Genomic DNA, 24,143 nt, shown 5'->3' with positions numbered 1-24,143 from the left:
GGAGCCGGCTTGCCGGCGAAGCTGTGTCTTCAATCACCCCCAAGGAATGCCCATGACTCTCAGCACGCCCCTTTCCGGGACCAATCACCCCTTCAAGGGCATCCTGCTGATCGTCTTGGCGACCTTTCTGTTCGCCAGCCACGATGCCCTGTCCAAATACCTCTCGGGGTTCTTCCCGGTGATCATGGTGGTCTGGGCCCGTTACCTGATCCATACCTTGCTGATGGCCGGGATCTTCCTGCCGCAATCGGGCTTGCGCGTGCTGCGCAGCAAGCGCCCGCTACTGCAGTTGGCCCGGGCCTTGTGCCTGTTGAGCACCAGCCTGCTGTTCACCTCGGCGCTGCTGTTCATCCCCCTGGCCGAGGCCACGGCGGTCAACTTCCTGGCGCCGGTGCTGGTCACCGCGTTGTCGGTGCCCTTGCTGGGCGAGCAGGTGACGCGCGGCCAATGGCTGGCGGTGATCTGCGGTTTCATCGGGGTGCTGATCATCGTGCATCCGGGGGGCGAGCTTTTCACGCCGGCGGTGTTGCTGCCGTTCTGCTCGGCGCTGTTCTTCTGTTTCTATCAACTGTTGACCCGCAAGCTCGCCGAACATGACAGCCCCACCACTAGCAACTTCTTCGCCGGGCTGTGCAACACCCTGGTAATGAGCGCGCTGGTGCCGTTCTTCTGGCAGACCCCGGGCTTGGTCCATGGCCTGTTGATGCTGGCGCTGGGGGCTTGCGGCATGAGTGCCCACCTGTTCCTGACCCAGGCCTTTCGCCATGCGGCGCCGGCCCTGTTGGCGCCCTTTGGTTACTGCCAGATCGTCTTTGCCGGGCTGCTGGGCTGGCTGCTGTTCGGCCATACGCCGCCGCTGATCACCCAGTTGGGCATCGCCGTGATCTGCTTCAGCGGACTGGCGGCGGCCTGGCAGCAGCGCCGCCGCTGAGACGACTCAGAAACGGAAGCGCACCACCAGGTTCTGCAGCCCCGCCGCCAAGTGCGACAGCTCCTGGCTGGTGGCGTTGGTGCGGGTGGCGGCGTCGGCGCTTTCCAGGGACAGGTCGCGGATGTTCAGCAGGTTGCGGTCCACTTCCCGGGCTACCTGGGCCTGTTCTTCCGAGGCACTGGCGATCACCAGGTTGCGCTCGTGGATCTGCTCCATGGCCCGGGTGATTTGCCCCAGGGCCAGCCCGGCCTGTTCGGCGAGGGACAGGGTCTGGGCCACCCGCTGACTGTTGCCGTGCATGGACTGCACCACGCTGTCGGTGTCGCCCTGGACCCGGCCGATCATCTGTTCGATTTCCTGGGTCGACTGCTGGGTGCGATGGGCCAGGGCCCGCACTTCATCGGCCACCACGGCAAAACCACGGCCGGCTTCCCCAGCCCGCGCGGCCTCGATGGCGGCGTTCAGGGCCAGCAGGTTGGTCTGTTCGGCAATGGCGCGGATCACGTCCAGCACCTTGCCGATTTCCCGTGACTGCTCGGCCAGGGTCTGCACTTGCTGCAGAGCGGTGCCGACATCGCTGCTCATGGCCTGGATCGAATCCAGGGTCTCGATCACCCGGGTCTGCCCCTGGGTGGCCTGGGCGGTGGACTGGCGGGTGGTGTCGGAGGTAGACACCGCGTTGCGCGCCACTTCCTCGACGGCCACGGTCATCTCGTTGACGGCTGTGGCTGCTTGCTCGATTTCGTTGTGTTGCTGCTGCAGGCGGCTGGAGTCCTGATGGGTGCTCTGGCTCATCTGTTGCGCGGCAGCGGCCAGTTGGGTCGAGGTGCTGCTGATCAGTTGCAGGGTTTCACGCAGGCTGGCTTGCATGCTGGCCAGGGCCTTGAGCAGGCGCGCGGTTTCATCGCTGCCCTCGCTGTGGATCGGCCGGCTGAGATCGCCGGCGGCCACTTGCTCGGCCACGCCCACGGCTTGGCGGATGGGCACGACGATGCTGCGAATCAACAGCCAGGCCAGGCACAGGGTCAGCAGGGCGACGGCCAGCAGGGCGCCGATTACCGTGACTTTGACCTGGGTGTACAGCGCGTCGGCATGCTGCGCCGACTGGCTGACTTCCTCGGCAGTCAGGTTCATCAGTTCGGCGAACTGATCGCCGGTCTGGGTCGAGTAATCCTGGATCTTGCCGTTGAGCAGGGCGGTCATCTCGGCGCTGCGGTTGTCCTGGGACAGGGCTTCATACTGGGCCAGGGACTGTTGGTAGCTCTTTACCGTGGCGAGGAATGTCTCGTATTGCACTCGGTTGTGATCGCCCACCAGCGGCGCGAACTTGGCCAGGGCCTGGTCGAGCCAGGCTTGCACTTGGTGCAGGCGGGCGATGGTGCTTTCCAGCACTTTCGGTTCACGGTTGAGGGCCATGCGCAGGCTCAGCACGCGGATGCTCAACACATAGTCGCGCACTTCCCCCAGGTAGCGGGTGCTGGGCAGGGAAATGTTTTCGGTGTGCTGGCCGGTGGCGCGGACCTCGGCCACTTGCTTGAGGGCGAACAGCCCCTGCAGCAGAACCAGCAGGGCAATCACGCCGAAGCTGATCACGGCGCGTTTGGCGATGCTCAGGTTACCCAGCGTCATGGGACGATCTCCGAGTGTGGAAAAACCAAAGAGGGGAGGGGGAACAGATAAAAAAACGCAGGCCCGGAGCGGGCCTGCGTGAAAGGAGCATCAGTCTTCTACGTGCGGAATCTTGCGGGGGGCCATGAAGTACATCCAGGTCAGGGCGATGAAGTACATGGCCGGGATCAGGGTGAACAACAGGGTGTAGTTGTTGTTGGTGACGGTGAGGATGTGGCCGACGATCTGGGTCATGAACATGCCGCCGATGGCCGCGCACATCCCGCCAAAGCCGAACACGGTGCTCATCATGTGCTTGGGCGTGTAGTCCATCACCAGGCTCCAGATGTTGGCGGTCCAGGCCTGGTGGGCACCGATCCCCAGGGAGATGGCGAACACGGCCAGCCACAGGTTGGCGGTGCCGGCGGCCATGATCACGCCGATGATGCAGCAGGCGAACAGGAACATCGACAGCAGCCGCGCCTTGATCGGGTTCATGCCACGTCCGATCAGGAACGAGGAGAGGATGCCGCCACCGACGCTGCCGAAGTCGGCGGTCAGGTAGATGATGATCAGCGGGATGCCCATCTGGGTGACGTTGATCCCCAGGTTGTACTGCTGGTTGAGGAACGGTGGCAGCCAGTACAGGTAGAACCAGAACACCGGCGCGGTCAGCGAGTAGGCCAGGGCGAAGGCCCAGGTGCCGCGCATGCGCAGGATGCGGCTGAAGGGTACGCGGGTCGGCTCGGGCTCCACCTGTTGCTGGATGTAGGCCAGCTCCGAGGCTTTGACGCTGGGGTGATCTTCCGGGTTGAAGTACTTCAGGCCCCAGAACAGCAGCCACACACCGCCCAGTGCCGCCATGCACAGGAACGCCGCTTGCCAGCCCCAGGCGTGAAGGATCAAGGGCAGCAGCATGGGGGTGAACATCGCGCCGACGTTGGTCCCGGCGTTGAAGATGCCGGTGGCCACCGCGCGTTCGCCGGCCGGGAACCACAGGCGCGTGGTCTTCACGCAGGCCGGGTAGTTGGCGGCTTCAGTGAGCCCGAGAATGAAGCGGCAAACCATGAAGCCTGCCGCCGAAGTGGCCAGGCCATGGGCGCCGGTAGCCAGGCTCCACAGCAGCACGGCGAAGAAGAACACCCGTTTCACTCCGACTCGGTCGATCAGTCGCCCTTGCAGCACGAAGCCCACGGCATAACCGACCTGGAACCAGAAGTTGATGTTGGCGTAGTCCATCGCCGTCCAGTTCATTTCCTTGGCCAGGATCGGCTGCATCACGCCCAGTGCGGCGCGATCGATGTAGTTCAAGGTGGTGGCGAAGAACACCAGGGCAAGCATGCCCCAGCGGGTCTTGCCGACGGCCATGGCGCCGCGGATCTTGTCGCCGATGCCGCCGGCAACGCTGAGGCTCGGGGCGATGCGAGAGCTTTGGGAAGGAATCATGTAGGCCATCCGTTCAGTGACTGACGAGCCAGGGCTCGTTGGAACTCAAGGGCGCGTGATCAATCGTCAGCGAAGGCATGAGCGCCTGGGACTGGGTGATTGATCGGCTGGTTAGGTTCGTCGTGCCGTTGATGCCGGGCCGGCGAACACTACAGGTACGACGATCCGCTCAGGGTTGTAGCGGGTCGTGATCCAGGGTGCCGATTGAGGCCGTTCCAGGCGCGAGCCAAAGGGATGTGCAGCAGTGCGGGGCGTTGAGTGCAAGCATGAGGATGTACCCGATTTTTGAAATTTTTATGGTGTGTTCTGGGTCTGGGTGATTGAAGCCACGGTTTTTTGGGGCGGCTCAATGTGCTGTCGATGGTGCGCAGTGGCTGAAAAATCGTCAATTCGCCAAGCGGCTTTGTGTTCGATAATCGAACACAAAACTAACTGGTTCGTACACTTTAAATCACGCTGTGGAATAATCCGCAACATCGAATAAAAGGCTCGGGCGCAACCGGCCGTCATTCCCCGGGAGTTGAATCATGCAGCGTTCCATTGCCACCGTTTCCTTGAGCGGTACCCTGCCGGAAAAACTCGAAGCCATTGCCGCCGCCGGATTCGATGGGGTGGAGATTTTCGAGAACGACCTCCTCTACTACGACGGCAGCCCCCGGGAAATTAGACAGATGTGCGCCGACCTGGGGATTGCCATCACCCTGTTTCAGCCATTCCGGGACTTCGAGGGCTGCCGCCGCGAACGCCTGTCGCGCAACCTGGAACGTGCCGAGCGCAAGTTCGACCTGATGCAGGAACTGGGTACCGACCTGGTGCTGGTGTGCAGCAATGCCCAGGCGGACAGCCTGGGAGACCGGCAGATCCTCATCGACGATTTGCACCTGTTGGCCGAACGGGCTGCAGTACGCGGTTTGCGCATCGGCTATGAAGCCCTGGCCTGGGGCCGCCACGTGAACACTTATCAACAGGTCTGGGACATCGTGCGTAGCGCCGATCACCCAAGCCTCGGGGTGTTGCTGGACAGCTTCCATACCCTGTCGCTCAAGGGCGACCCGGCGGCGATTGCCGAGATTCCGGGGGACAAGATCTTCTTCGTGCAGATGGCCGACGCGCCGATCCTGGCCATGGATGTGCTGGAGTGGAGCCGGCATTTCCGCTGCTTCCCGGGCCAGGGCGAATTCGACCTGCCGGGCTTTTTGGCACCGATCATCAAGAGCGGCTACACCGGGCCGCTGTCCCTGGAAATCTTCAACGACGGCTTTCGCGCCGCTCCGCCGCGGGCCAATGCCGCTGACGGCCTACGCTCCTTGCTGTACCTGGAGGAGAAGACCCGCGAGCGCCTGCTGCAGGAGGCGCAGCCGGTGGCCAACCTCGACATCCTGTTTGCCCCGCCGGCGGTGGAAGCCTATGGCGGCACCGAATTCCTCGAGTTCGCCGTGGACGAAGCCCTGGGAGCCAAGCTGGGTAGCTGGCTGGAGCGCCTGGGGTTTGCCAAGGCCGGCCAGCACCGTTCCAAAAGTGTCAGCCTGATGCGCCAGGGGGATATCAACCTGATCCTCAACTCCGAGCCTTATTCCTTTGCCCACAGCTTCTTCGAGGCCCACGGCCCGTCGGTGTGCGCCACGGCCATCCGGGTCAAGGACAGCGCCAAGGCCCTGGAGCGGGCGGTGGCCTACAAGGGCCAGCCTTATCGCGGGCTTGTAGGCCCCAACGAGCTGGAACTGGCGGCGGTGCGTGAACCCGACGGTAGCCTGATCTATCTGGTGGACCAGCAGCAGGGCGGCCAGCACCTGTACGACACCGACTTCAACATGCGTGACGATGTGCAGGCCAAGGGTGGCCTCAAGCGGATCGACCACATGGCCATGGCCCTGCCGGCGGACAGCCTCGACAGTTGGGCGCTGTTCTACAAGAGCCTGCTGGACTTCGAGGCCGATGATGAGGTGGTGCTGCCCGATCCCTATGGCCTGGTGAAAAGCCGCGCCTTGCGCAGTCGTTGCAGTTCGATCCGCTTGCCGCTGAACATCTCGGAGAACCGCAACACTGCGATCTCCCATGCACTGTCCAGCTATCGTGGCTCGGGGGTGCATCACATCGCCTTCGACTGCGACGACATCTTCGCCGAGGTCAGTCGCGCCAAAGAGGCCGGGGTGCCGCTGCTGGATATCCCCCTCAACTACTACGACGACCTGGCGGCGCGTTTTGATTTCGATGATGAGTTCCTCAGCGAGCTGGCGTACTACAACGTTTTGTATGACCGCGACGTCCAGGGTGGCGAGCTGTTTCACGTCTACACCGAACCGTTCGAAGGGCGGTTCTTCTTCGAGATCATTCAGCGCAAGAACGGCTACGCCGGCTATGGTGCGGCCAACGTCGCGGTGCGCCTGGCGGCCATGGCCAAGTCGCGCAGTGGCGCGGTGCGTCAGGCCAAGTTGTAGCGGATTGGTAACCGGAGGCGGCAATCCACCGCCTCTGTACTTTCTTTCGCGACAGGACGCGGCCCATAATCGCCCGCGTGTGCAGTGATGGCCGTGAGCCCAGAATGACAATGACCAGTGAACGCTCGATTGCGCCCGATGAGCCAACTCTCGAACCGCGCAAGAGTCGCAAGAACAACCCGGAAAAGACCCGCGAGAACATCCTTCAAGAAGCCATTGTCGAGTTCGTCCAGCAGGGACTTTCCGGTGCGCGGGTGGATGCGATCGCCGAGCGCATCCATACCTCCAAGCGCATGATCTATTACTACTTCGGCAGCAAGGAGCAGCTGTACGTCGAAGTCCTGGAAAAACTCTACGGCGATATCCGCAGCACCGAGAGCCGCCTGCATCTTGCCGAGCTGGCGCCGCGGGAAGCGATTCGCCGGTTGGTGGAGTTCACCTTCGATCACCACGACCGCAATGTCGATTTCGTGCGCATCGTCAGCATCGAGAATATCCACAAGGCCGAGTACGTGAAGCAGTCCGGCGTGATCAAGGCGATGAACAACACCATCCTCCATGCCCTGGGCGAGATCCTTGAGCGTGGTGCACGTGAAGGTGTGTTCCGTAGCGGTCTGGACCCGCTGGATGTGCATTTGCTGATCAGCTCGTTCTGCTTCTATCGGGTGTCGAACCGCCACACCTTTGGCGAGATCTTCCAGATCGATCTGCCGGACGAAAGCATCAAGCAGCGGCACCGGGAAATGATCTGCGAGTCGGTGCTGCGCTACTTGCAAGCCTGACCCCCACTGTCGTAGGAGCTGGCTTGCCAGCGAAAGCGCCCGTAAGATCGCCACCAACCCCGTTCCTGATCCACCCCACACGACAAGGAAAGCACCATGGGTAACCCCGTCCCAACGCTTAAAATCATTCTGATTCTGATGATCGTCGTCGACACGTTCTGGTTCGGTGAGCGCCTGCTGTCCCTGACCGGGTTCAGCGTATTCGACTGGTTGCCGAGCTCGGTGATCAATCTGGTGGGCATCCTTGGCAGCCTGCTGATGATCCTCTTCAACGTGCTGCTGATCGGCTTGCTCTCACGCTTGCAGCTCAAGTCCGAATAAACGCAGTGCCTGTAGCCGCTGCCAGGGCGAGCGGCTACAGGCACTGGCGCGTCAGCCATTCATGTTCTGGAAATGCGCCAGCATGCGTTGCGGGTCGGCGCTGCGTCCGCTGAACAGCTCGAACGCCTTGACCGCCTGGAACACGGCCATGGTGCCGCCATCCAGGGTCCGGCAACCCAGGGCACGGGCATTGCGCAGCAGCTCGGTTTCCAGCGGGAAGTAGACGATTTCGGCCACCCACAGATCCGCTCGCAGCAGTTCCACTGGCACCGGCATGCCCGGCAACTTCGCCATGCCCATGGGCGTGGTGTTGACCAGGCCGTCGGCGCTCGCCAGGGTGCTGGGCAGGTCGCCTCCGGCCTTGGCCCGAGCGGCGCCGAAATGCTGGTTGAGGTTGTCCGCCAGGCTTTGCGCCCGCTGCTGCTCCACATCGAAAATACTCAGTTGTTCCACGCCTTCGCTGAGCAGGGCGTGGGCCACTGCCGCTCCGGCGCCGCCTGCCCCCATCTGCACCACGTGCCGCCTGGCCACACCTTGCAGGCCGCGCCGGAATCCTTCGGCAAACCCCAGGCAGTCGGTGTTGTGGCCGACCCGCTTGCCGTCCTTGAGTACTACCGTGTTGACCGCGCCAATGCCGCGAGCCTCGGGGGACAGTTCGTCCAGCAGCGGCAGAATGCTCTGCTTGCAGGGAAAGGTGATGTTCAGGCCGGTGAAGTTCATCCGCTCGGCGGCCTTGAGCAGATCGGGCAGGGCGCTGCTGTCGAGTCCCAGTTGATCCAGGTCGATCAGTCGATAGAGGTAGCGCAGGTTCTGCGCGTCGCCTTCGTGTTCATGCAGGGCCGGGGTGCGCGAAGCCTGGATGCCGGCGCCAATCAGCCCGGCCAGAACGCCAGTGTGGATGGTCATGCGCCTTGCTCCTTGAACCGCAGGCTGAAGTGTTGAAGGGCCAGGCGATAGCCGTGGCTGCCAAAGCCGCACATCACCGCCAGGGCAATACCCGAGACAAAGGAGTGATGGCGGAACGGTTCGCGGGCATGGACGTTGGACAGATGCACTTCGATCACCGGCAGTTCACTGGCCACCAGCGCATCGCGGATCGCCACCGACGTGTGGGTCCAGGCGGCGGGGTTGATCACGATGCCGGAGCAACGGCCGCGGGCGGCGTGAATCCAATCCAGCAATTCGCCTTCGTGGTTGGTCTGGCGAAACTCCACGGCCAGGCCGAGTTCCTCGGCGGCACGGCCGCACAAGGCAGAGACATCAGCCAGGGTTTCGTGGCCATAAGTGGCGGGTTCACGGGTGCCGAGCAGGTTCAGGTTCGGGCCGTTAAGCACCAGAACGATAGGACGCATGGGGGTAGATCTCCGTTGTTATTGTCAGCCTCGGGAGAGGGTACGAGGCACTGGGGAGTTAAATTGTACTAACTGGTTAATTTGGTCAATTGATGGCCGAGAGGGGAGGCCGGGAAGGGTGATTAAGTGTTCGATAATCGAACGCTGTTATTGGCGATGGCCGTGGCGAGGCTTTGCCCGGCAATAAATGCTGACGACTTTGCGGCCGCCCGGACGCCTTCCTGGCCTTCACCGTGACTAACCTCAAGTAGGTCAACTCACTGCTGCCCTTTCAGGCCGGTGGTCGGATTAATTATGGAAACACGAGTCTTTGGACTCAATAACCTAACGGATGGGTTAGCATGAAAGTGTTCGTTTACAAGGGCTATGCGGTCGTCGTCATGTTGCGTGACGAACATTGCCCACCTCATGTGCATGTGGATGGCGGTCGTTGGAGTGCCCGTTTTCGATTCAGCTTCTGGCACAACGGCGTCGAGCTCTGGGATGTTGTCCCCCATGGTCGCCGTCCAGCCCTGGCAGTTCTTGAGGGACTGCGCCAGGCCTTGAAGCAACGGGTGCATCTGGCACGGCGTATCTGGTGGAGCAAGTTGCATACCTTGTGCCTTGAGCATCAGTTGTGGGATTGGCAAGCGAATGCTGTGGTTGAACGTTCAAGCACCGGCTGCACGGTTTACCTGATTGAGTCGGCGCACTACGAGGAACAACGAAACCTGACTCGCCTGACCCTGCTGGGCGCGGCGCAAGGAGTGGAGATCGAACTATGAGAGTCGTCAAGGCAGCGGTGCCCGTCGATGTGCCCTTGACCCAGGCGTTGCTGGATCAAGCAATCGAACGCGGTGAGGCTCGTCATGAAGCGGGTTTGCAAGTCAGCACCTTGAGCTATGGGGCCGGCTGCCTGTGCCTGGGCTTTGCCGATGGCAGCTCGATTCATTTACCAGTGGAAAACTATCCGGAGCTGGCGGCGCTGAGCGACACCCAATTGCAGCAACTGCAGTTGGGCTTTTCCGCCACGGCGGTGTGCCATGAAGCCGTGGATCTGCAACTGTCGATTATCGGACTGCTGTCCGCCAGCAAGCCGCTGATGAAACTGGCGACCCAGTTGGTCACGTCCCGTAACGGTCGGCAAAGCAGCGCGGCCAAGGCTCGGGCGGCACGCCTGAACGGCAAGAAGGGCGGCCGGCCGCGCAAGGTCGAGGTGCCAGCCTAGGTCCTGGAGAGCGGCTCGCAACTGCCGTAACCGTTCGCTAATGAATACTGATATCAATTGAAAATCATTCTCGACTGACCGTAAGATGCCCGGCAATTTCCTTCATGTTCCAGGGAGTCGGTTTGTCGGACGTGGATCTCAAGGGACTGTTTCTCAAGCATGCCGCGACCTTGCGTGGTTACCTGGCGCGCAAGGTACGGGACCCGCAGTTGGCCGCAGATCTGGTGCAGGAGAGTTTTCTGCGGCTGGCCGAGCAAACGCGCGGTGAGCGAATCGACAACTCCCAGGGCTATCTCTACCGCACGGCGAACAACCTGCTGATCGACCATGTACGTCAGGAGGCGCGGCGCAAGACCGAGACCGTGCCCCATGAAGTGCTGGCCGACATCGAGGATGAGTCGGCCGGGTTGGAGGCTCAGGCGATGGCGCAACAACAGCGCAAGGCACTGAAACAGGCGATCATGGAACTGCCTGCGCGCACCCAGGAAATCTTTCGCCTGAACCGTATCGAAGGCATGACCCACGCCGAGGTGGCCCGGCACCTGAATATCTCCGACAGCTCGGTGCAAAAGCACCTGTCCCGGGCGCTGGCGTACGTGATGCAACGTCTGCAGGCTACCGACGGTCGGCCGGTCGACGAGTGAGTTACGGTAAAAGTCGGGGTCAGACGTCACTGCTTATATATAACGAGAAATCGAGATTCACACGTGAATAGCCAGGGTCCGCAAGAGCGCAGTATCACCGAGGCCGCCGCCGACTGGGCGGTGCGTTTGCAGGCGGGAACGCTGAACCCCGCCGAGCAGGCAGCACTTGCCCAGTGGCAGGCCGCCGACCCACGCCACCCCCAAGCTCTGGCGTTTGCCCGGCAGACCTGGGATGCCCTGGGAGAGCTGCGCCTGGACCCCGAGCTGGCGGCCACGGCCCCGCCACGGCGCCGGACGGGGCGACCCGTGCCTGCACTGCAGCGCCTGCGGCGTCGACGCGGACTGGTGCGGGCAGCCAGTGCGGCCATGCTGGTTCTGGCGGTTTTTCTGGGCTGGCTGCAAGGGCCGCAGGCACTGCTGTACCTGCAGGCCGACTACCTGACCGGCAAGGGCGAGGTGCGCACCGTGCAACTGGCCGATGGCAGCAAAGTGGAACTGGACTCGGGCAGCGCCATTCGCCTGGATTACAGCGGCGACAAGCGTCAGATCCAATTGCTGGCCGGCTCCGCGGTGTTTGATGTGGCGCCCATGGTCGGTGAGGAGAAGCGACCTATTATCGTGCAGAGTGCCGGCGGCCAGACCCGAGCCCTGGGCACTCGTTTTGTGGTCGGGCGCGAGAGCGATCAACAAGCCTGGGTCGGTGTGTTGCAGCACAGTGTCGCGGTGAGCCTGGATGCCCCAGCGCAGCGTGGCACTTCCGAGCGGGTTGTGCAGGAGGGGCAGAGTGCACGCTATGACCCGCAGTCGGGGGTGGTGGCACTCGATGGGCTTGACCTGCAGCGGGCCACCAGTTGGCGGCGCGGAGTCCTGGTGTTCGACCGCCAGCCCCTGGGCGTGGTGGTGGAGCGCCTTAATCGCTATCGACCCGGGCGGGTGGTGCTGACTGACAGTGCCCTGGCCCAGCGTCAGGTCAGCGGCGTATTCCGCCTGGACATGCTCGACGCGGCCCTGGTCACCCTGACTCAGGAGTTGCAGGTGCGCCGTTTCGACCTGGCCGGCGTCAGCCTGATTTATTGAGGCCTGTGGGCCTTTTTTCCCCTTCGGTGAAAAATAATTGAAAAAACCTTACTGAGTTTTCCTGCCTGGCACGTCTAGCTAATTGAGATGCATTCGCATGCACAAAAGTAGCCAGCGCAGGAATACGGAACATGAGGGTAGGCAGTCGCACTGGAATTCACGCCGCAAGTCGTTTGGCCCTGGCCATTCACTTGGGCGTAGCAGGGCTGTTGGCGGGAGCCGGTTTGCTGCACGCGGCAGAGCCTGTGGGCACAGCCCCGCAGAGTGCTCAGCAGCAACGCGAACTGGATTTCGATATCCCTGCCCAGGCCCTCGGCAGTGCAGTGCTGGCTTTTGCCGAGCAGGCCGGAGTGCAGGTACTGTTCGACAGCCTGCGTCTGCATGGCTTGCACAGCTCACCGCTCAAGGGCCGCTACAGCGCCGAGGAAGGACTGGCCCGGCTGCTGGGCAATGCGCCAGTGGAATACCGCTTTACCGGCGAGCGCCAGGTGACCTTGAGCCGGGTGGAAACCGTTCGTGATGGCGCCCTGGCCTTGGCCCCCACCACGATTTCCGGCGGCCTCGAAGGCCGCCAGAGCGATTGGGTATACAACGCGCCGCGCTCGGTGAGCGTGGTCGGTCGCGAGCAGCTTGATCGCAATCCACCACGGCACGCAGCCGAGATGCTGGAGGAAACTTCCGGCGTGTATTCGGCGGTCAGCCAGCAGGACCCGGGCGTGTCGGTGAACATCCGCGGCATCCAGGACTATGGTCGGGTCAACATGTCGGTGGACGGCATGCGCCAGAACTATCAGCAGAGCGGCCACCAGCAGCGCAACGGAACGCTCTATGTCGATCCTGAGCTGCTCTCCGAAGTGGTGGTGGAGAAGGGCGCCACCTCGACCATGGGCGGGGCCGGAGTGATTGGCGGGGTCGCCAACTTTCGCACCATCGAGGCCCGCGACCTGCTCAAGCCTGGCCAGGAGATTGGCGGCCGAATTCGCCTGACCACCGGCTTGGGCGGCCGCAGCAACGGCACTCACTTCATCGGCAGCTCCGCCTTCGCCATCGGCACAGAAGTCTGGGACATGCTGCTGGCCGCCAGTGAACGGCATCTGGGGGACTACAAACCGGGGACCAAGGGCGGCATCGGCGAATTGCGCACCGGCAGCTGGATGGACCCGTCGATCAATGATCGGGTGAAGAATTCCAAGGTGGCCTATTCCGCTTCGGTGATGCGCTCGCGCCTGGTCAAGCTGGGGCTCAACCTGCCCCAGGACCAGCGTCTGCAACTGAGCTACCTGACCACTGAGGTGTCCTACGACGACGCCAACATGATGAACGTCGAGAACAAGGAGCAGCTCTGGGAAAAGCTCGGCAGCAGCGATGTGCATTCGCAGAACTTCGGCCTCGACTACAGCTACACCCCGGACAACCCGCTGATCGACTTCAAGGCCAAGCTCTATTACGTCGACAACAGCAATGACCAGAGCACCCTGACGCGCCGCAGCAGCCCTGGCTACTCGATCACCTACCAGACCGATACCTATGGCGCCCAAGCGCAGAACACTTCGACCTTTGCCCTGGGCGAGCTGTCCACGCTGAAGGCCAATTACGGCCTGGAATTCTTCTACGACAAGGTCCGTCCCGACTCCAGCCAGCCGGTCCCCAAGGGCTCGGCAGTCAGCGCCTCGCCTGCGGCGAGCATGACCCCCGAGGGCGATCGAGCCCTGGGCAGCTTGTTCACGCGGCTGGATTTCGACTACGACGGCTGGTTGAATCTCAATGCCGGCTTGCGTTACGACCGCTACCGCCTGCGGGGCGAAACCGGAATCAACACCCGCACCTTCGTGATCGGCAAGACGCCCCAGCAGGTCTCGGTGCCGGTGGCCTATGACATCGATAACCAGGAAGGGCGCTTCTCGCCGACCTTCGGCCTGTCGGTCAAGCCCGGCGTCGAGTGGTTGCAGCTGTTCGCCAGCTATGGGAAGGGCTGGCGGCCACCGGCGGTGACCGAAACCATGATCACCGGTCGCCCCCATGGCGGAGGCTCGGAGAGCACGTTCCCCAATCCTTTTCTCAAGCCGGAGCGCTCCACCACCTGGGAAGCGGGATTCAACATCTTCAAGGAAAACCTCTGGTTCAACGATGACCGCCTGGGGGTCAAGGTGGCCTATTTCGATACCCGGGTCGATGACTTCATCTATATGGCCATGGGGGTACAGCCTCCTGGCTACGGCTCGCCCGGCATCGGTAACAGCGCCTACGTCAACGACCTCAGCAGCACCCGTTTCAAGGGCGTCGAGTACCAGCTCGACTATGACGCCGGTCGCGCCTACGGCCAGTTGAATTACACCCACATGATCGGCGACAACGATTTCTGCATGAAGACCGCCTGGTTGGGAGGAGTGACCCAGCCGGTGAAGAACGGCACGGGGCGTGGCGCGATCGTCACCGGCATGCGTCCCGATGATGCGGCCAACAATGCCAGCCGTTGTAATGCCGCGATCCTCGGCTCGGCCGAACACATGCCCATGGACCGCGGCACCCTGACCCTGGGCGCGCGCTTTTTCGAACGCAAACTGGATATCGGTGCCAGGGCCCGCTACAGCGCCGGCTACTCGATCGCCGGCTCGGCGACCGGGACCGTGAGCCAAACGGGCGTCTACCCGGCCGACTGGAAGCCCTACACCGTCTATGACCTGTATGGCAGCTACCGCGCCACTGAAGAACTGACCCTGCGCCTGGCCATGGAAAACGTCACCGACCGCGCCTATCTGGTGCCCCTCGGGGATGTCCTGGCCTTCACCCTCGGCCGTGGCCGCACCTTGCAGGGCACCGTGGAATATCAGTTTTGACCGCTTTTGCCCACTGAAGGGCAAAACCGCAGCAGGCACTGGCGTGCTGTGGACATGACCCACCTAATGTATTGGAGTTTTGCATGAGCATTTCGATCTCTTACAGCGCTACCTACGGCGGTAACACTGTTGCGCAATACCTGACTGACTGGTCGGCCTACTTCGGCGATGTCAACCACCGCCCAGGCCAAGTGGTTGATGGCACCAATACCGGTGGTTTCAACCCGGGTCCGTTCGACGGCACCCAGTACGCCATCAAGAGCACCGCCAGCGACGCGGCTTTCGTGGCCGACGGCAACCTGCACTACACCCTGTTCAGCAACCCGAGCCATACCCTGTGGGGCTCGCTGGACAGCGTTTCCCTGGGCGACACCCTCGCCGGTGGTTCGGGCACCAACTACAACCTGGTCACTCAGGAAGTCAGCTTCACCAACCTGGGCCTCAACAGCCTGAAAGATGAAGGTCGTGCAGGTGAAGTGCACAAGGTGGTCTACGGCCTGATGAGCGGCGACAGCTCGGCACTGGCCGGCGAGATCGATGCCCTGCTCAAGGCGATCGACCCAAGCCTGTCGGTGAACTCCACTTTCGACGACCTGGCCGCCGCCGGTGTTGCCCACGTCACCCCAGCGGCCGCCGCTGCAGCCGATGTCGGCCTGGTGGGTGTGCAGGATGTGGCCCAGGACTGGGCACTGGCCGCCTGAGTGCCGGCTTGAGGCATAAAAAAGCGAATGCAGGATCGCTCCTCCATTCGCTGGCTTGACTCACCTCCGTCGCCCGAGTTTTCGAAGGCCAGGGCGGCGGCGGTGGCAAATTCTGGGGAGCACCGTGGTGCCTGTCAACGCACGGGGTGCGCCTCTTGTCGTTCCGCTCTGCCTGAGCGGAAGACCCTGTATCCCTAAACTCTCCACAGGACACCTTGATGAGCAGGCCGAATCCACTTGCCGCTTCCGAGACGCTGGCGGCCCTGACGGCCTACAAGGGCGGCTTTTTCAACATTGGCCTGTTCTCGGCGGTGATCAATCTGCTGATGCTGGCCCCGGCCCTGTACATGCTGCAGGTCTACGACCGAGTGCTGGCCTCGGGCAATCAGATGACCCTGTTGATGCTGACGCTGATGATCCTCGGCCTGTTCGGTCTGATGGGGGCGTTGGAGTGGGTCCGCAGCCAGGTGGTGATCCACCTTGGAACCCAGATGGACATGCGCCTGAACCAGCGGGTGTATGACGCCGCCTTCGAGGCCCAGCTCAAGGGAAGCCCCCAGGCCGCCGGCCAGGCCTTGAATGACCTGACCGCGCTGCGCCAGTTTGCCACCGGCAATGCCTTGTTCGCGTTCTTCGATGCGCCCTGGTTCCCGGTCTACCTGCTGGTGATCTTCCTCTTTCACCCCTGGCTCGGCCTGCTGGCCCTGGCCGGTGCGGTGTTGCTGGTGGCGCTGGCCTGGATCAACCAGCATATCTGCCAGGCGCCGCTGGCCCAGGCTAGCCAGTTGTCGATCATCACCAGCCAGCAGGCCACAGCCAACCTGCGCAACGCCGACGCCATCGAAGCCATGGGTATGCTCGGCGCCCTGCGCGAGCGCTGGTTCGTCGGCCACCAGGGCTTTCTTGCCCAGCAGAACCTGGCCAGTGAAAAGACCGCCACCATCAGCGCCTGGTCCAAGGGCGTGCGCATGGCCTTGCAGTCCCTGGTGCTGGGCCTGGGCGCGTGGCTGGCGGTGCAGGGGCAGATCACTCCGGGGATGATGATCGCAGGCTCGATCCTGATGGGCCGGGTGCTCAGCCCCATCGACCAACTGATCGCGGTCTGGAAGCAATGGAGCTCGGCGCGTCTGGCCTACGAGCGCCTGTCGCAGCTGTTGCAGGCCAACCCGCCACGGCCGGCGCGCATGAGCCTGCCGACGCCCAAGGGCAAGTTGAGTGTCGAGCAGTTGAGTGCCTGTGCCCCCGGCAGCCGGCGCCCGGCCCTGAGCAACCTCGGTTTCACCCTGGAGGCCGGCCAGGTCCTGGGGGTGATCGGCCCTTCTGGTTGCGGCAAGTCGACCTTGGCCCGGTTGCTGGTGGGGGCTTGGACGCCCCTGGCCGGAAAGGTGCGCCTGGATGGCGCGGACCTGGCCCAGTGGGACAAGCAGCAATTGGGTCCGCATATCGGTTACCTGCCCCAGGACATCCAGCTGTTCGCCGGCAGCATTGCGGAGAACATCGCGCGTTTCGGCTCGCTGGACTCGGATCAGGTTCTGCAGGCCGCGCAGATGGCCGGGGTGCATGAGCTGATCCTGCAACTGCCCCAGGGGTATGACACGCGCCTGGGTGAGGGCGGTGCCGGCCTGTCCGGTGGGCAGCGCCAGCGCATTGGCCTGGCGCGCGCGTTGTACGGCCTGCCGGCGCTGATCGTACTCGACGAACCCAATTCCAACCTCGATGAAGCCGGCGAACAGGCGCTGTTGCAGGCTATCAGCCAACTCAAGCAACGGCAGCGGACCCTGGTGCTGATCACCCACAAGCCCAACGTGCTGACCCTGACCGACCAACTGATGATCCTGCGCGAGGGCCAACTGCAAGCTTTCGGCCCTACGGCGCGGGTGCTGGAGGCGAACCAGAAGGCCAAGGCTGCGCCGCCACCCGCGGTCCCGGTAAGCAATCCGGTAACCAGCCTGAATATGAATTACCGCCTGGGCGTGGCCGGCGGCGAAGGGAAAAAAGCATGAAGGTGAGTGTATCCACAGGCTCGGTTGCGTCGGTCGCTGGGCCAGCCGCCAGCAATGTACTGTCCCTGGACGACCGGAAGTATTCACGGCTCGGCTGGCTCCTGGTGCTGGGAGGCTTTGCCGGGTTCATCGGCTGGGCCGCCCTGGCGCCGCTGGACAAGGGCGTGGCGGTGTCGGGCAAGGTCATGGTCTCGGGCCATCGCAAGACGGTGCAGCACCAGAGCGGCGGTATCGTCGAGCGGATCGAGGTCAAGGAGGGCGACCGGGTCAGTGCCGGGCAGGTGCTGTTACGGCTCAACGAGACCCCCCTGCGCACCCAGATGCAGTCCTTGCGCAGCCAGTACCTGGGTTCCCTGGCCAGCGAAGCACGGCTCAATGCCGAGCGCGATGGTGCCAGCGATATCGTCTTCGATCCACAGCTCCAGGCCCTGGCGGGAGAGCCGGAAGTGGCTGCCAGCCTGGCCCTGCAACGGCAGTTATTCAGCAGCCGACGTCAGGCCCTGAGCATGGAGCAACAGGGGATTGCCGAAACCATTGCCGGGTCCGAAGCGCAGTTGCGCGGCACCCGGGATTCCCAGGCCAGCAAGCTGGCGCAGCGCAAAGCCTTGAACGAACAGTTGCAGGGGCTGCGGGAGCTGGCCCGGGACGGCTACATCCCACGCAATCGCCTGCTGGACAGTGAGCGCTTGTACGCGCAGATCGACGGCTCGATCGCCGAGGACTTCGGCCGCATCGGCCAGTTGCAGCGGCAGATCCTCGAACTGCGACTGCGCATCCGCCAGTCCACGGAGGACTTTCAGAAGGACCTGCGCAGCCAGTTGGCCGATACCCGGATTCGCACTGAAGACCTGCGCAATCGCCTGGCCTCCGCGGAATTCGAACTGGCCAACAGCCAGGTGCGCGCCCCGGCTGCGGGGGTGGTGGTGGGCCTGGAGGTGTACACCGAGGGCGGGGTGATCAAGCCGGGCCAGCCGCTGATGGACATCGTGCCCCAGGACGAACCCCTGCTGGTGGAGGCGCGGGTGCCGGTGCAACTGGTGGACAAGGTGCACCCGGGGCTGGCGGTGGAGTTGATGTTCTCGGCCTTTAACCAGAGCACCACGCCGAGGGTGCCGGGGGAGGTGACCCTGGTGTCCGCCGACCGGCAAGTGGACGAGCGCACCGAGGAGCCTTACTACACCCTGCGGGCCACGGTCAGCGCCCAGGGCATGCAGCAGTTGCAGGGCTTGCAGATACGTCCGGGGATGCCGGTGGAAGCCTTCGTCCGTACCGGCGAGCGTTCGATGCTCAATTACCTGTTCAAGCCCCTGCTGGACCGGACTCACATGGCGTTGGTGGAAGAATGAGTCGAGTCTGGTGGTACCTGCCTGTGTTGTGCCTGTTGTGCAGCCCTTCGGTTCAGGCCCTGGGTTTGCTCGATGCCTACGATCTGGCCTTGCGTAACGACCCGACTTTCCAGGCCGCGATCAAGGAGCGCGATGCCGGGGAAGAGAACCGTGTGATTGGTCGTGCCGGGCTGCTGCCGAACCTGTCCTGGAACTACAACAATTCGCGCAACCAGTCCGAAGTGACCCAAGAGACGGTCCGCGGTGATGTCACCAATGACCGGGACTACCGCAGCTACGCCTCGACCCTGACCCTGCAACAGCCGTTGCTCGACTACGAAGCCTATGCGCGCTACCGCCAGGGTTCGGCCCAGGCGCTGTTCGCCGATGAACGCTTTCGTGGCAAGAGCCAGGAACTGGCGGTGCGCCTGCTCAGTGCCTACAGCCAGGCGCTGCTAGCTCAGGAGCGCATTGAACTGAGCCGGGCACAGAAGCGTGCCTACGCCGAACGCTTGCAGCTCAACGAACGCCTGCTCAAAGGCGGCGAGGGCACCCGTACCGATGTGCTGGAGACCCAGGCGCGGCTGAGCCTGGCCCTGGCGCAGGAGATCGAGGCCCAGGACCAGCAGGATGCGGCCCTGCGCGAACTGCAAGCCATCGTTGGCGAGCCCTTGCAGATCGACGAGCTGGACCCGCTGACCCGGCAGTTCGAGATCCAGCCGCTGCTGCCCAACCGCTTCGACAGCTGGCGCGACCTGGCCATGGCCAACAACCCGGAGCTGGCGTCCCAGCAGCAAGCGCTGCGGGTGGCGGAGTATGAAGTGGAGCGCAAGCGCGCCGGGCACCTGCCCAAGGTGAGTTTGTACGCCAGCAGCCGCCAGACCAGCTCTGATTCGGAGAGCTCCTACAACCAGAAGTACGACACCAACACCGTGGGTATCCAGGTCAGCCTGCCGCTGTTTGCCGGTGGTTCGGTATCGGCCTCGACCCGCCAGGCGGCCAGTCAGCTGTCCCAGGCGCAGTTCGAACTGGACGCCAAGACCGCCACTACCCTCAACGAGCTGCGCAAGCAGTTCAACCTCAACACCAGTGCAGCGGCCAAGGTTCGCGCCTATGAAATGGCCGTCAGCTCGGCCGAGACCCTGGTGACCGCGACCCAGAAAAGTGTGCATGGCGGCGAGCGGGTCAACCTCGACGTCCTGGATGCCGAACAACAGCTATTCACCGCCCGTCGCGACCTGGCGGATGCCCGGCATGCCTACCTGCTGGCGCGGATTCAGCTCAAGTATTACGCCGGCCTGCTCAATGAACAGGACCTTCAGCAACTGGCCGGCTACTTCCGCCCCGTCGGCTGAAACCCCGCTGTCCACACCAAAATCCACCCTCGTAGGAGCTGGCTTGCCAGCGAAGGCGTTGGCCGGATTGGTGCCAGTCTCAAGGGTCTCTTCGCCGGCGAGCCGGCTCCTACAGGGGGATGCAGAATGCCAACAGCCGTCACGAGGACGGCTGTTGGCGGGAGCGGGGTGTATCAGCGGCGGGTCAGCAGGACCCCGGATTCCATATGGTGGGTCCAGGGGAACTGGTCGAATAGAGCACAACGGGTGATGCGGTGGGTGTCGTGCAACTGGGCGATGTTGGCCGCCAGGGTTTCCGGGTTGCAGGAGATGTACAGGATGTTGTCGAAGCGCCGGGTCAGTTCGCAGGTGTCCGGGTCCATGCCGGCCCGGGGCGGGTCGACGAACACGCTGCCGAACTCGTAGCTCTTCAGATCCACGCCCTGCAGGCGGCGGAACGGGCGCACGTCGTTCAGGGCTTCAGTCAGTTCCTCAGCGGACAGACGCACCAGGGTGACGTTATCCACAGCGTTTTCGCTGAGGTTGCTCAAGGCGGCGTTGACCGAGGTCTTGCTGATCTCGGTGGCCAGCACCTTGCGCACTCGGGTGGCCAAGGGCAGGGTGAAGTTGCCGTTGCCGCAGTACAGTTCCAGCAGGTCGTCCTGGCGTTCGCCCAGGGCTTCATAGGCCCAGTTGAGCATCTTCTGGTTCACCGTGCCGTTGGGCTGGGTGAAGGCGCCTTCGGGTTGGCGGTAGCTGAAGGTGCGCCCGCCGACTTCGAGCTTTTCCACCACATAGTCCTGGCCGATGACTTCGCGCTTGCCCTTGGAGCGACCGATCACGCTGACCTTGAGGTCGGCGGCCAATTGGCTCGCCGCCTTGTGCCAGTGCTCGTCCAGGGGACGGTGGTAGCACAGGGTGATCATCGCGTCGCCCGCCAGGGTGGTGAGGAACTCCACCTGGAACAGCTTGTGGCTCAGGGGCGCGCTGGCTTGCCAGGCGGCCTTGAGCTGGGGCATCAACTGGTTGATGCGCTGGCTGGCGATGGGGAACTCTTCAATGAGGATCGGCGTGCGCTTGTCGTCCTGGGAGAACATCGCGTAATGGCGTTCACCGGCTTCGCGCCACAGGCGGAACTCCGCCCGCAGGCGGAAGTTCTGCAGGGGGGAGTCGAAGACCTGGGGCTCGGGGGCAGCGAAAGGCGCCAGCAGGTCACGCAGGCGCGTGACCTTGTCGTTCAATTGGGTGCTGTAGCTTGCGGCGTCAAAAGTCATGCGGCGAACCAACCCAGCTTGATCACGAACAATATCGACAGGATCACCAGCGGTGCGTTCAGCTCACGAGCGCGGCCCGACAGCAGCTTGATCGCGGTCCAGGCAATGAAGCCGAAGGCGATGCCGTTGGCGATCGAATAGGTGAACGGCATGGCCAGGGCAGTGACCACCACTGGAGCGGCGACGGTGATGTCGTCCCAGTCGATTTCCGCCAGGCCCGAGGTCATCAGCACGGCCACGAACAGCAGTGCAGGCGCGGTGGCGAACGGTGGCACGCTGGCCGCCAGCGGCGAGAAGAACAGTGCCAGCAGGAACAGGATCGCCACCACGATGGAGGTCAGGCCCGTGCGGCCACCGGCGCTCACGCCCGCAGCGGATTCGATGTAGCTGGTGGTGGTCGAGGTGCCCAGCAGGGAGCCGGCCATGGCGGCGGTGCTGTCAGCGATCAGCGCGCGGCCCATTTTCGGCATGTGGCCGTCCTTGCCCATCAGGCCGGCGCGCTTGGCGACGCCGATCAGGGTGCCGGAGTTGTCGAACAGATCAACGAACAGGAAGGCGAAGATCACGCTCACCAGACCAATGTCCAGGGCGCCCTTGATGTCCAGTTGCAGGAAAGTCGGGGCCAGGGACGGTGGCATCGAGGTCACGCCGGCGAACGGGGTGAAGCCCATGATGATCGAGGCAATGGTCACTGCGAGGATGCCGATCAGCACCGCACCGCGCACTTTCAGCGCTTCCAGGGCGACGATCAGAGCAAAGCCCAGGGTGGCGAGGATCGGCGCCGGTTTTTTCAGATCACCCAGGCCGACCATGGTGGCCTGGTTGCTGACCACGATGCCGGCGTTGTGCAGGGCGATCAGCGCCAGGAACAGGCCGATACCGGCAGCAATCGCCGAGCGCAGCGGCAGGGGGATGCTGTTGATGATCCATTCGCGGATCTTGAAGATCGACAGCAGGAAGAACAGCACCGCCGAAATGAACACCGCACCCAGCGCCACTTGCCAGGTGTGGCCCATGTGCAGGACCACGGTGTAGGTGAAGAAGGCGTTCAGGCCCATGCCCGGTGCCAGGGCGATCGGGTAGTTGGCGATCAGGCCCATGACCGTGGAGCCGATGGCGGCAGCCAGACAGGTGGCGACGAACACTGCGCCCTTGTCCATGCCCGTCTCGCCGAGAATGCTCGGGTTGACGAAAAGAATGTAGGCCATGGCCAGGAAGGTGGTAACGCCCGCAAGAATCTCGGTGCGCACGTTGGTGTTGTGTGCCTTGAGTTGAAACAGCCTTTCCAGCATGTCTGCTCCCCGTGGCGCCGCCGGGCGCCGTGAATGTATCGACTCCAACAGCAAAGCACAGACTTTATAAGGTGCCTGCGGATTTGCTCTGGGTCGGAAAAAGCCGCGCATCATACCAGCAGCGTGGGCCAATGGCTGCGATCGTCGGCGATGTTTTGCCCCGCTGGCAAGTAGCGCATACTGCGCCCTGCTTTTAAGGGGGGATTTATGCGCAGCACAGTGAAAATGACAGCATTGACGTTGCTGGGGGCCGCGGCCTGCTGGCTGGCGGCTCCGGCCCTGGCGCGTTCGGCGCCGCCGTTGAGTCAGGTGGAAATTCTCAAGGTGCTGTCGCCGTCCTGCGGGCTGGAAGATGTCTCCGATGGGCGTGAACGCACCCAGTGCGACCACAACGGCCCGAACATCAAGGTCTACGTGCTGGAGATCGGCTACGGCCGCGAGCCCCATGTGAACCTGGACGGTTTCGAGGTCGACGGCACTCGCTCACCGGTGTGCGAGGACGGTTCCGCCTATGTGCCCTGCGGCAACTCGGGAATCACCGTCGGCTACATCTATGTGTTCGATCTGGCGGGCAAACAGGAAGGCACCTTCAGTTTCAGCAACACCTCACTCAACGCACCGGGCAATACCCTGAGCGCGCAGATCTACATCAAGTAGCTTCGAACGGCGTTCGGTAAAGCTGACTAAGCTCTAAAGACCTTCCTTGTGGAGTCATCCCCATGACCTTCAGAGCCTTGGTCACCCTTGCCGAAGGCATCGATGACCTGCAAAGCGTGACCCTGATCGACGTATTGCGCCGCGCTGAAGTCGAAGTGCTGGCCGCCAGCGTCGAAGGCCGGCGCATGCTGACTTGCGCACGCGGCACCCGGCTGACCGCCGACGCCATGCTGGTGGATGTACTGGCCCAGAGCTTCGACCTGATCGTGCTGCCCGGCGGCGCGGTGGGGGCTCAGCATCTGGCGGGTCATCAACCCCTGATGCAGTTGGTCAAGGATCAGGCCGCGGCTGGGCGCTTGTTTGCCGGCATTGCCGAAGCCCCAGCCCTGGCCCTGCAGGCCTTCGGGGTGCTGCGCCAAAGGCGCATGACCTGCCTGCCCAGCGCCAGCCATCAACTGTTGGGCTGCAACTTTGTCGACCAGCCAGTAGTGGTGGATGGCAATTGCATCACGGCTCAAAGCTCAGGGGCCGCATTGGCGTTTGCCCTGACCCTGGTGGAGGCCCTGTGCGGCCGCGGCAAGCGTGCCCAGGTGGCTGGAGAGTTGCTGGTTTAGGGATCAGCCGACATGGGCCGCGATAGGCTCGATCACTGGTTGCAGTTCCTGCTCGGTGTGCCAGATGTCGTAATCGGCCTGCACCGCCAGCCAGACCTTGGCCTTGCCGATTCCGGCGCGTTCCAGCCGGACCGCCAGTTCCGCGCGGATCGGTGCATGACCGTTCAACACCTTGGACAGGTGCGGGCGGGCATAGCCGATATGCCGGGCCAGCTCCGTCACGCTGATGCCCAGTTCGGGCAAGACATCCAGGCGCAGGGTGTCACCGGGGTGGGGCGGGTTGTGGATGGGCATGATCCT

Annotated in this window: 22 protein-coding genes and 1 pseudogene; 15 read left to right on the top strand and 8 right to left on the bottom strand. The window is 63.2% G+C overall.

Annotated features, from left to right (window positions below):
• Nucleotides 1–52 precede the first annotated feature (52 nt).
• On the top strand, nt 53–931 hold the full coding sequence (locus P7C00_RS28140) for a DMT family transporter (RefSeq protein WP_346635946.1): 879 nt from the start codon (nt 53–55) through the stop codon (nt 929–931).
• A 6-nt stretch (nt 932–937) separates the two neighbouring features.
• Here P7C00_RS28140 and P7C00_RS28135 read toward each other — a convergent pair whose 3' ends face one another.
• The 3 genes and pseudogenes from P7C00_RS28135 to P7C00_RS28125 form a co-directional block, all read right to left on the bottom strand.
• Nucleotides 938–1,726, bottom strand: coding sequence for a methyl-accepting chemotaxis protein (locus tag P7C00_RS28135; RefSeq protein WP_404940106.1), 789 nt, complete (start codon nt 1,724–1,726; stop codon nt 938–940).
• Nucleotides 1,727–1,792: 66 nt separating this feature from the next.
• Nucleotides 1,793–2,560, bottom strand: a pseudogene (locus tag P7C00_RS28130) (MCP four helix bundle domain-containing protein); the annotation flags it as partial.
• 90 nt (nt 2,561–2,650) lie between these two features.
• On the bottom strand, nt 2,651–3,985 hold the full coding sequence (locus P7C00_RS28125; RefSeq protein ID WP_102882294.1) for an MFS transporter: 1,335 nt from the start codon (nt 3,983–3,985) through the stop codon (nt 2,651–2,653).
• Between the two features lie 527 nt (nt 3,986–4,512).
• Between P7C00_RS28125 and quiC the strand changes: the two genes are divergently transcribed.
• The 3 genes from quiC to P7C00_RS28110 all read left to right on the top strand — a co-directional run bounded on the left by quiC (nt 4,513) and on the right by P7C00_RS28110 (nt 7,526).
• Nucleotides 4,513–6,423 (top strand): 3-dehydroshikimate dehydratase QuiC, encoded by a 1,911-nt coding sequence (quiC, locus tag P7C00_RS28120; RefSeq protein ID WP_346635948.1) that lies wholly within the window; start codon nt 4,513–4,515, stop codon nt 6,421–6,423.
• Between the two features lie 104 nt (nt 6,424–6,527).
• A complete protein-coding gene (locus P7C00_RS28115; RefSeq protein WP_346635949.1) occupies nt 6,528–7,205 on the top strand; it encodes a TetR/AcrR family transcriptional regulator in 678 nt (225 codons plus the stop codon).
• A 96-nt stretch (nt 7,206–7,301) separates the two neighbouring features.
• On the top strand, nt 7,302–7,526 hold the full coding sequence (locus P7C00_RS28110; RefSeq protein ID WP_123724434.1) for a hypothetical protein: 225 nt from the start codon (nt 7,302–7,304) through the stop codon (nt 7,524–7,526).
• Nucleotides 7,527–7,577: 51 nt separating this feature from the next.
• On the opposite strand, the gene P7C00_RS28105 is transcribed toward P7C00_RS28110, so the two are convergent.
• Together P7C00_RS28105 and aroQ are read right to left on the bottom strand one after the other, a co-directional pair.
• A complete protein-coding gene (locus tag P7C00_RS28105) occupies nt 7,578–8,432 on the bottom strand; it encodes a shikimate dehydrogenase (protein WP_404937721.1) in 855 nt (284 codons plus the stop codon).
• Nucleotides 8,429–8,878 carry a type II 3-dehydroquinate dehydratase gene (gene aroQ / locus P7C00_RS28100; RefSeq protein ID WP_346635951.1) on the bottom strand — a complete coding sequence of 150 codons (450 nt, stop codon included), beginning with the start codon at nt 8,876–8,878 and terminating at the stop codon, nt 8,429–8,431. The genes P7C00_RS28105 and aroQ overlap by 4 nt, the downstream gene beginning before the upstream one ends.
• Nucleotides 8,879–9,219: 341 nt before the next feature.
• Between aroQ and P7C00_RS28095 the strand changes: the two genes are divergently transcribed.
• From P7C00_RS28095 to P7C00_RS28055, 9 genes are all read left to right on the top strand, one after another.
• Nucleotides 9,220–9,642 carry a DUF4160 domain-containing protein gene (locus P7C00_RS28095; protein ID WP_404937720.1) on the top strand — a complete coding sequence of 141 codons (423 nt, stop codon included), beginning with the start codon at nt 9,220–9,222 and terminating at the stop codon, nt 9,640–9,642.
• On the top strand, nt 9,639–10,085 hold the full coding sequence (locus tag P7C00_RS28090) for a DUF2442 domain-containing protein (protein ID WP_404937719.1): 447 nt from the start codon (nt 9,639–9,641) through the stop codon (nt 10,083–10,085). The genes P7C00_RS28095 and P7C00_RS28090 overlap by 4 nt, the downstream gene beginning before the upstream one ends.
• Nucleotides 10,086–10,207: 122 nt before the next feature.
• On the top strand, nt 10,208–10,729 hold the full coding sequence (locus P7C00_RS28085; RefSeq protein ID WP_346635954.1) for an RNA polymerase sigma factor: 522 nt from the start codon (nt 10,208–10,210) through the stop codon (nt 10,727–10,729).
• 63 nt (nt 10,730–10,792) lie between these two features.
• On the top strand, nt 10,793–11,806 hold the full coding sequence (locus tag P7C00_RS28080) for a FecR family protein (RefSeq protein WP_404937718.1): 1,014 nt from the start codon (nt 10,793–10,795) through the stop codon (nt 11,804–11,806).
• Nucleotides 11,807–11,937: 131 nt separating this feature from the next.
• Entirely contained in the window at nt 11,938–14,643 is a 2,706-nt protein-coding gene (locus P7C00_RS28075; RefSeq protein ID WP_404937717.1) for a TonB-dependent hemoglobin/transferrin/lactoferrin family receptor, read from the top strand.
• Between the two features lie 83 nt (nt 14,644–14,726).
• Nucleotides 14,727–15,344, top strand: a complete 618-nt coding sequence (locus tag P7C00_RS28070; RefSeq protein WP_346635957.1) for a heme acquisition protein HasA — start codon at nt 14,727–14,729, stop codon at nt 15,342–15,344.
• 218 nt (nt 15,345–15,562) lie between these two features.
• Entirely contained in the window at nt 15,563–17,347 is a 1,785-nt protein-coding gene (locus P7C00_RS28065; RefSeq protein ID WP_404937716.1) for a type I secretion system permease/ATPase, read from the top strand.
• Nucleotides 17,344–18,693, top strand: a complete 1,350-nt coding sequence (locus tag P7C00_RS28060; RefSeq protein WP_404937715.1) for an HlyD family type I secretion periplasmic adaptor subunit — start codon at nt 17,344–17,346, stop codon at nt 18,691–18,693. The genes P7C00_RS28065 and P7C00_RS28060 overlap by 4 nt, the downstream gene beginning before the upstream one ends.
• Nucleotides 18,690–20,027, top strand: coding sequence for a TolC family outer membrane protein (locus P7C00_RS28055; protein ID WP_404937714.1), 1,338 nt, complete (start codon nt 18,690–18,692; stop codon nt 20,025–20,027). Before P7C00_RS28060 ends, P7C00_RS28055 begins: the two co-directional genes overlap by 4 nt.
• 173 nt (nt 20,028–20,200) lie before the next feature.
• Here P7C00_RS28055 and trmA read toward each other — a convergent pair whose 3' ends face one another.
• Both trmA and P7C00_RS28045 read right to left on the bottom strand, forming a co-directional pair.
• Nucleotides 20,201–21,280, bottom strand: coding sequence for a tRNA (uridine(54)-C5)-methyltransferase TrmA (gene trmA, locus P7C00_RS28050; RefSeq protein ID WP_346635961.1), 1,080 nt, complete (start codon nt 21,278–21,280; stop codon nt 20,201–20,203).
• The gene (locus P7C00_RS28045) at nt 21,277–22,572 is read right to left on the bottom strand and encodes an NCS2 family permease (protein ID WP_404937713.1); all 1,296 of its coding nucleotides are present in this window, start codon (nt 22,570–22,572) and stop codon (nt 21,277–21,279) included. The genes trmA and P7C00_RS28045 overlap by 4 nt, the downstream gene beginning before the upstream one ends.
• A 207-nt stretch (nt 22,573–22,779) precedes the next feature.
• On the opposite strand from P7C00_RS28045, the gene P7C00_RS28040 reads away from it, so the two are divergent.
• Nucleotides 22,780–23,229, top strand: a complete 450-nt coding sequence (locus P7C00_RS28040; protein ID WP_346635963.1) for a DUF4879 domain-containing protein — start codon at nt 22,780–22,782, stop codon at nt 23,227–23,229.
• 62 nt (nt 23,230–23,291) lie between these two features.
• Nucleotides 23,292–23,843, top strand: coding sequence for a DJ-1 family glyoxalase III (locus P7C00_RS28035; protein ID WP_346635964.1), 552 nt, complete (start codon nt 23,292–23,294; stop codon nt 23,841–23,843).
• A 3-nt stretch (nt 23,844–23,846) separates the two neighbouring features.
• Here P7C00_RS28035 and P7C00_RS28030 read toward each other — a convergent pair whose 3' ends face one another.
• Entirely contained in the window at nt 23,847–24,137 is a 291-nt protein-coding gene (locus P7C00_RS28030) for a HigA family addiction module antitoxin (RefSeq protein WP_016966170.1), read from the bottom strand.
• Between the last annotated feature and the right edge of the window lie 6 nt (nt 24,138–24,143).

The organism is Pseudomonas sp. JDS08PS003, from assembly GCF_045013505.1.
GTDB classification, from domain to species: Bacteria; Pseudomonadota; Gammaproteobacteria; order Pseudomonadales; family Pseudomonadaceae; genus Aquipseudomonas; species Aquipseudomonas protegens_B.
The sequence above is the reverse complement of the archived record's forward strand: the minus strand, read 5'-3'. Positions and strand labels throughout refer to the sequence as shown.

Excerpts from the sequence above, each read along its gene's own strand:
- P7C00_RS28040 (WP_346635963.1), top strand. The coding sequence starts at position 22,780 with ATGCGCAGCACAGTGAAAATGACAGCATTGACGTTGCTGGGGGCCGCG.
- P7C00_RS28135 (WP_404940106.1), bottom strand. The coding sequence starts at position 1,726 with ATGAGCCAGAGCACCCATCAGGACTCCAGCCGCCTGCAGCAGCAACAC.
- trmA (WP_346635961.1), bottom strand. The coding sequence starts at position 21,280 with ATGACTTTTGACGCCGCAAGCTACAGCACCCAATTGAACGACAAGGTC.
- P7C00_RS28105 (WP_404937721.1), bottom strand. The coding sequence starts at position 8,432 with ATGACCATCCACACTGGCGTTCTGGCCGGGCTGATTGGCGCCGGCATC.
- quiC (WP_346635948.1), top strand. The coding sequence starts at position 4,513 with ATGCAGCGTTCCATTGCCACCGTTTCCTTGAGCGGTACCCTGCCGGAA.
- P7C00_RS28045 (WP_404937713.1), bottom strand. The coding sequence starts at position 22,572 with ATGCTGGAAAGGCTGTTTCAACTCAAGGCACACAACACCAACGTGCGC.
- P7C00_RS28060 (WP_404937715.1), top strand. The coding sequence starts at position 17,344 with ATGAAGGTGAGTGTATCCACAGGCTCGGTTGCGTCGGTCGCTGGGCCA.
- P7C00_RS28035 (WP_346635964.1), top strand. The coding sequence starts at position 23,292 with ATGACCTTCAGAGCCTTGGTCACCCTTGCCGAAGGCATCGATGACCTG.
- P7C00_RS28075 (WP_404937717.1), top strand. The coding sequence starts at position 11,938 with ATGAGGGTAGGCAGTCGCACTGGAATTCACGCCGCAAGTCGTTTGGCC.
- P7C00_RS28065 (WP_404937716.1), top strand. The coding sequence starts at position 15,563 with ATGAGCAGGCCGAATCCACTTGCCGCTTCCGAGACGCTGGCGGCCCTG.
- aroQ (WP_346635951.1), bottom strand. The coding sequence starts at position 8,878 with ATGCGTCCTATCGTTCTGGTGCTTAACGGCCCGAACCTGAACCTGCTC.
- P7C00_RS28030 (WP_016966170.1), bottom strand. The coding sequence starts at position 24,137 with ATGCCCATCCACAACCCGCCCCACCCCGGTGACACCCTGCGCCTGGAT.
- P7C00_RS28115 (WP_346635949.1), top strand. The coding sequence starts at position 6,528 with ATGACAATGACCAGTGAACGCTCGATTGCGCCCGATGAGCCAACTCTC.
- P7C00_RS28090 (WP_404937719.1), top strand. The coding sequence starts at position 9,639 with ATGAGAGTCGTCAAGGCAGCGGTGCCCGTCGATGTGCCCTTGACCCAG.
- P7C00_RS28055 (WP_404937714.1), top strand. The coding sequence starts at position 18,690 with ATGAGTCGAGTCTGGTGGTACCTGCCTGTGTTGTGCCTGTTGTGCAGC.
- P7C00_RS28070 (WP_346635957.1), top strand. The coding sequence starts at position 14,727 with ATGAGCATTTCGATCTCTTACAGCGCTACCTACGGCGGTAACACTGTT.
- P7C00_RS28095 (WP_404937720.1), top strand. The coding sequence starts at position 9,220 with ATGAAAGTGTTCGTTTACAAGGGCTATGCGGTCGTCGTCATGTTGCGT.
- P7C00_RS28125 (WP_102882294.1), bottom strand. The coding sequence starts at position 3,985 with ATGATTCCTTCCCAAAGCTCTCGCATCGCCCCGAGCCTCAGCGTTGCC.
- P7C00_RS28140 (WP_346635946.1), top strand. The coding sequence starts at position 53 with ATGACTCTCAGCACGCCCCTTTCCGGGACCAATCACCCCTTCAAGGGC.
- P7C00_RS28110 (WP_123724434.1), top strand. The coding sequence starts at position 7,302 with ATGGGTAACCCCGTCCCAACGCTTAAAATCATTCTGATTCTGATGATC.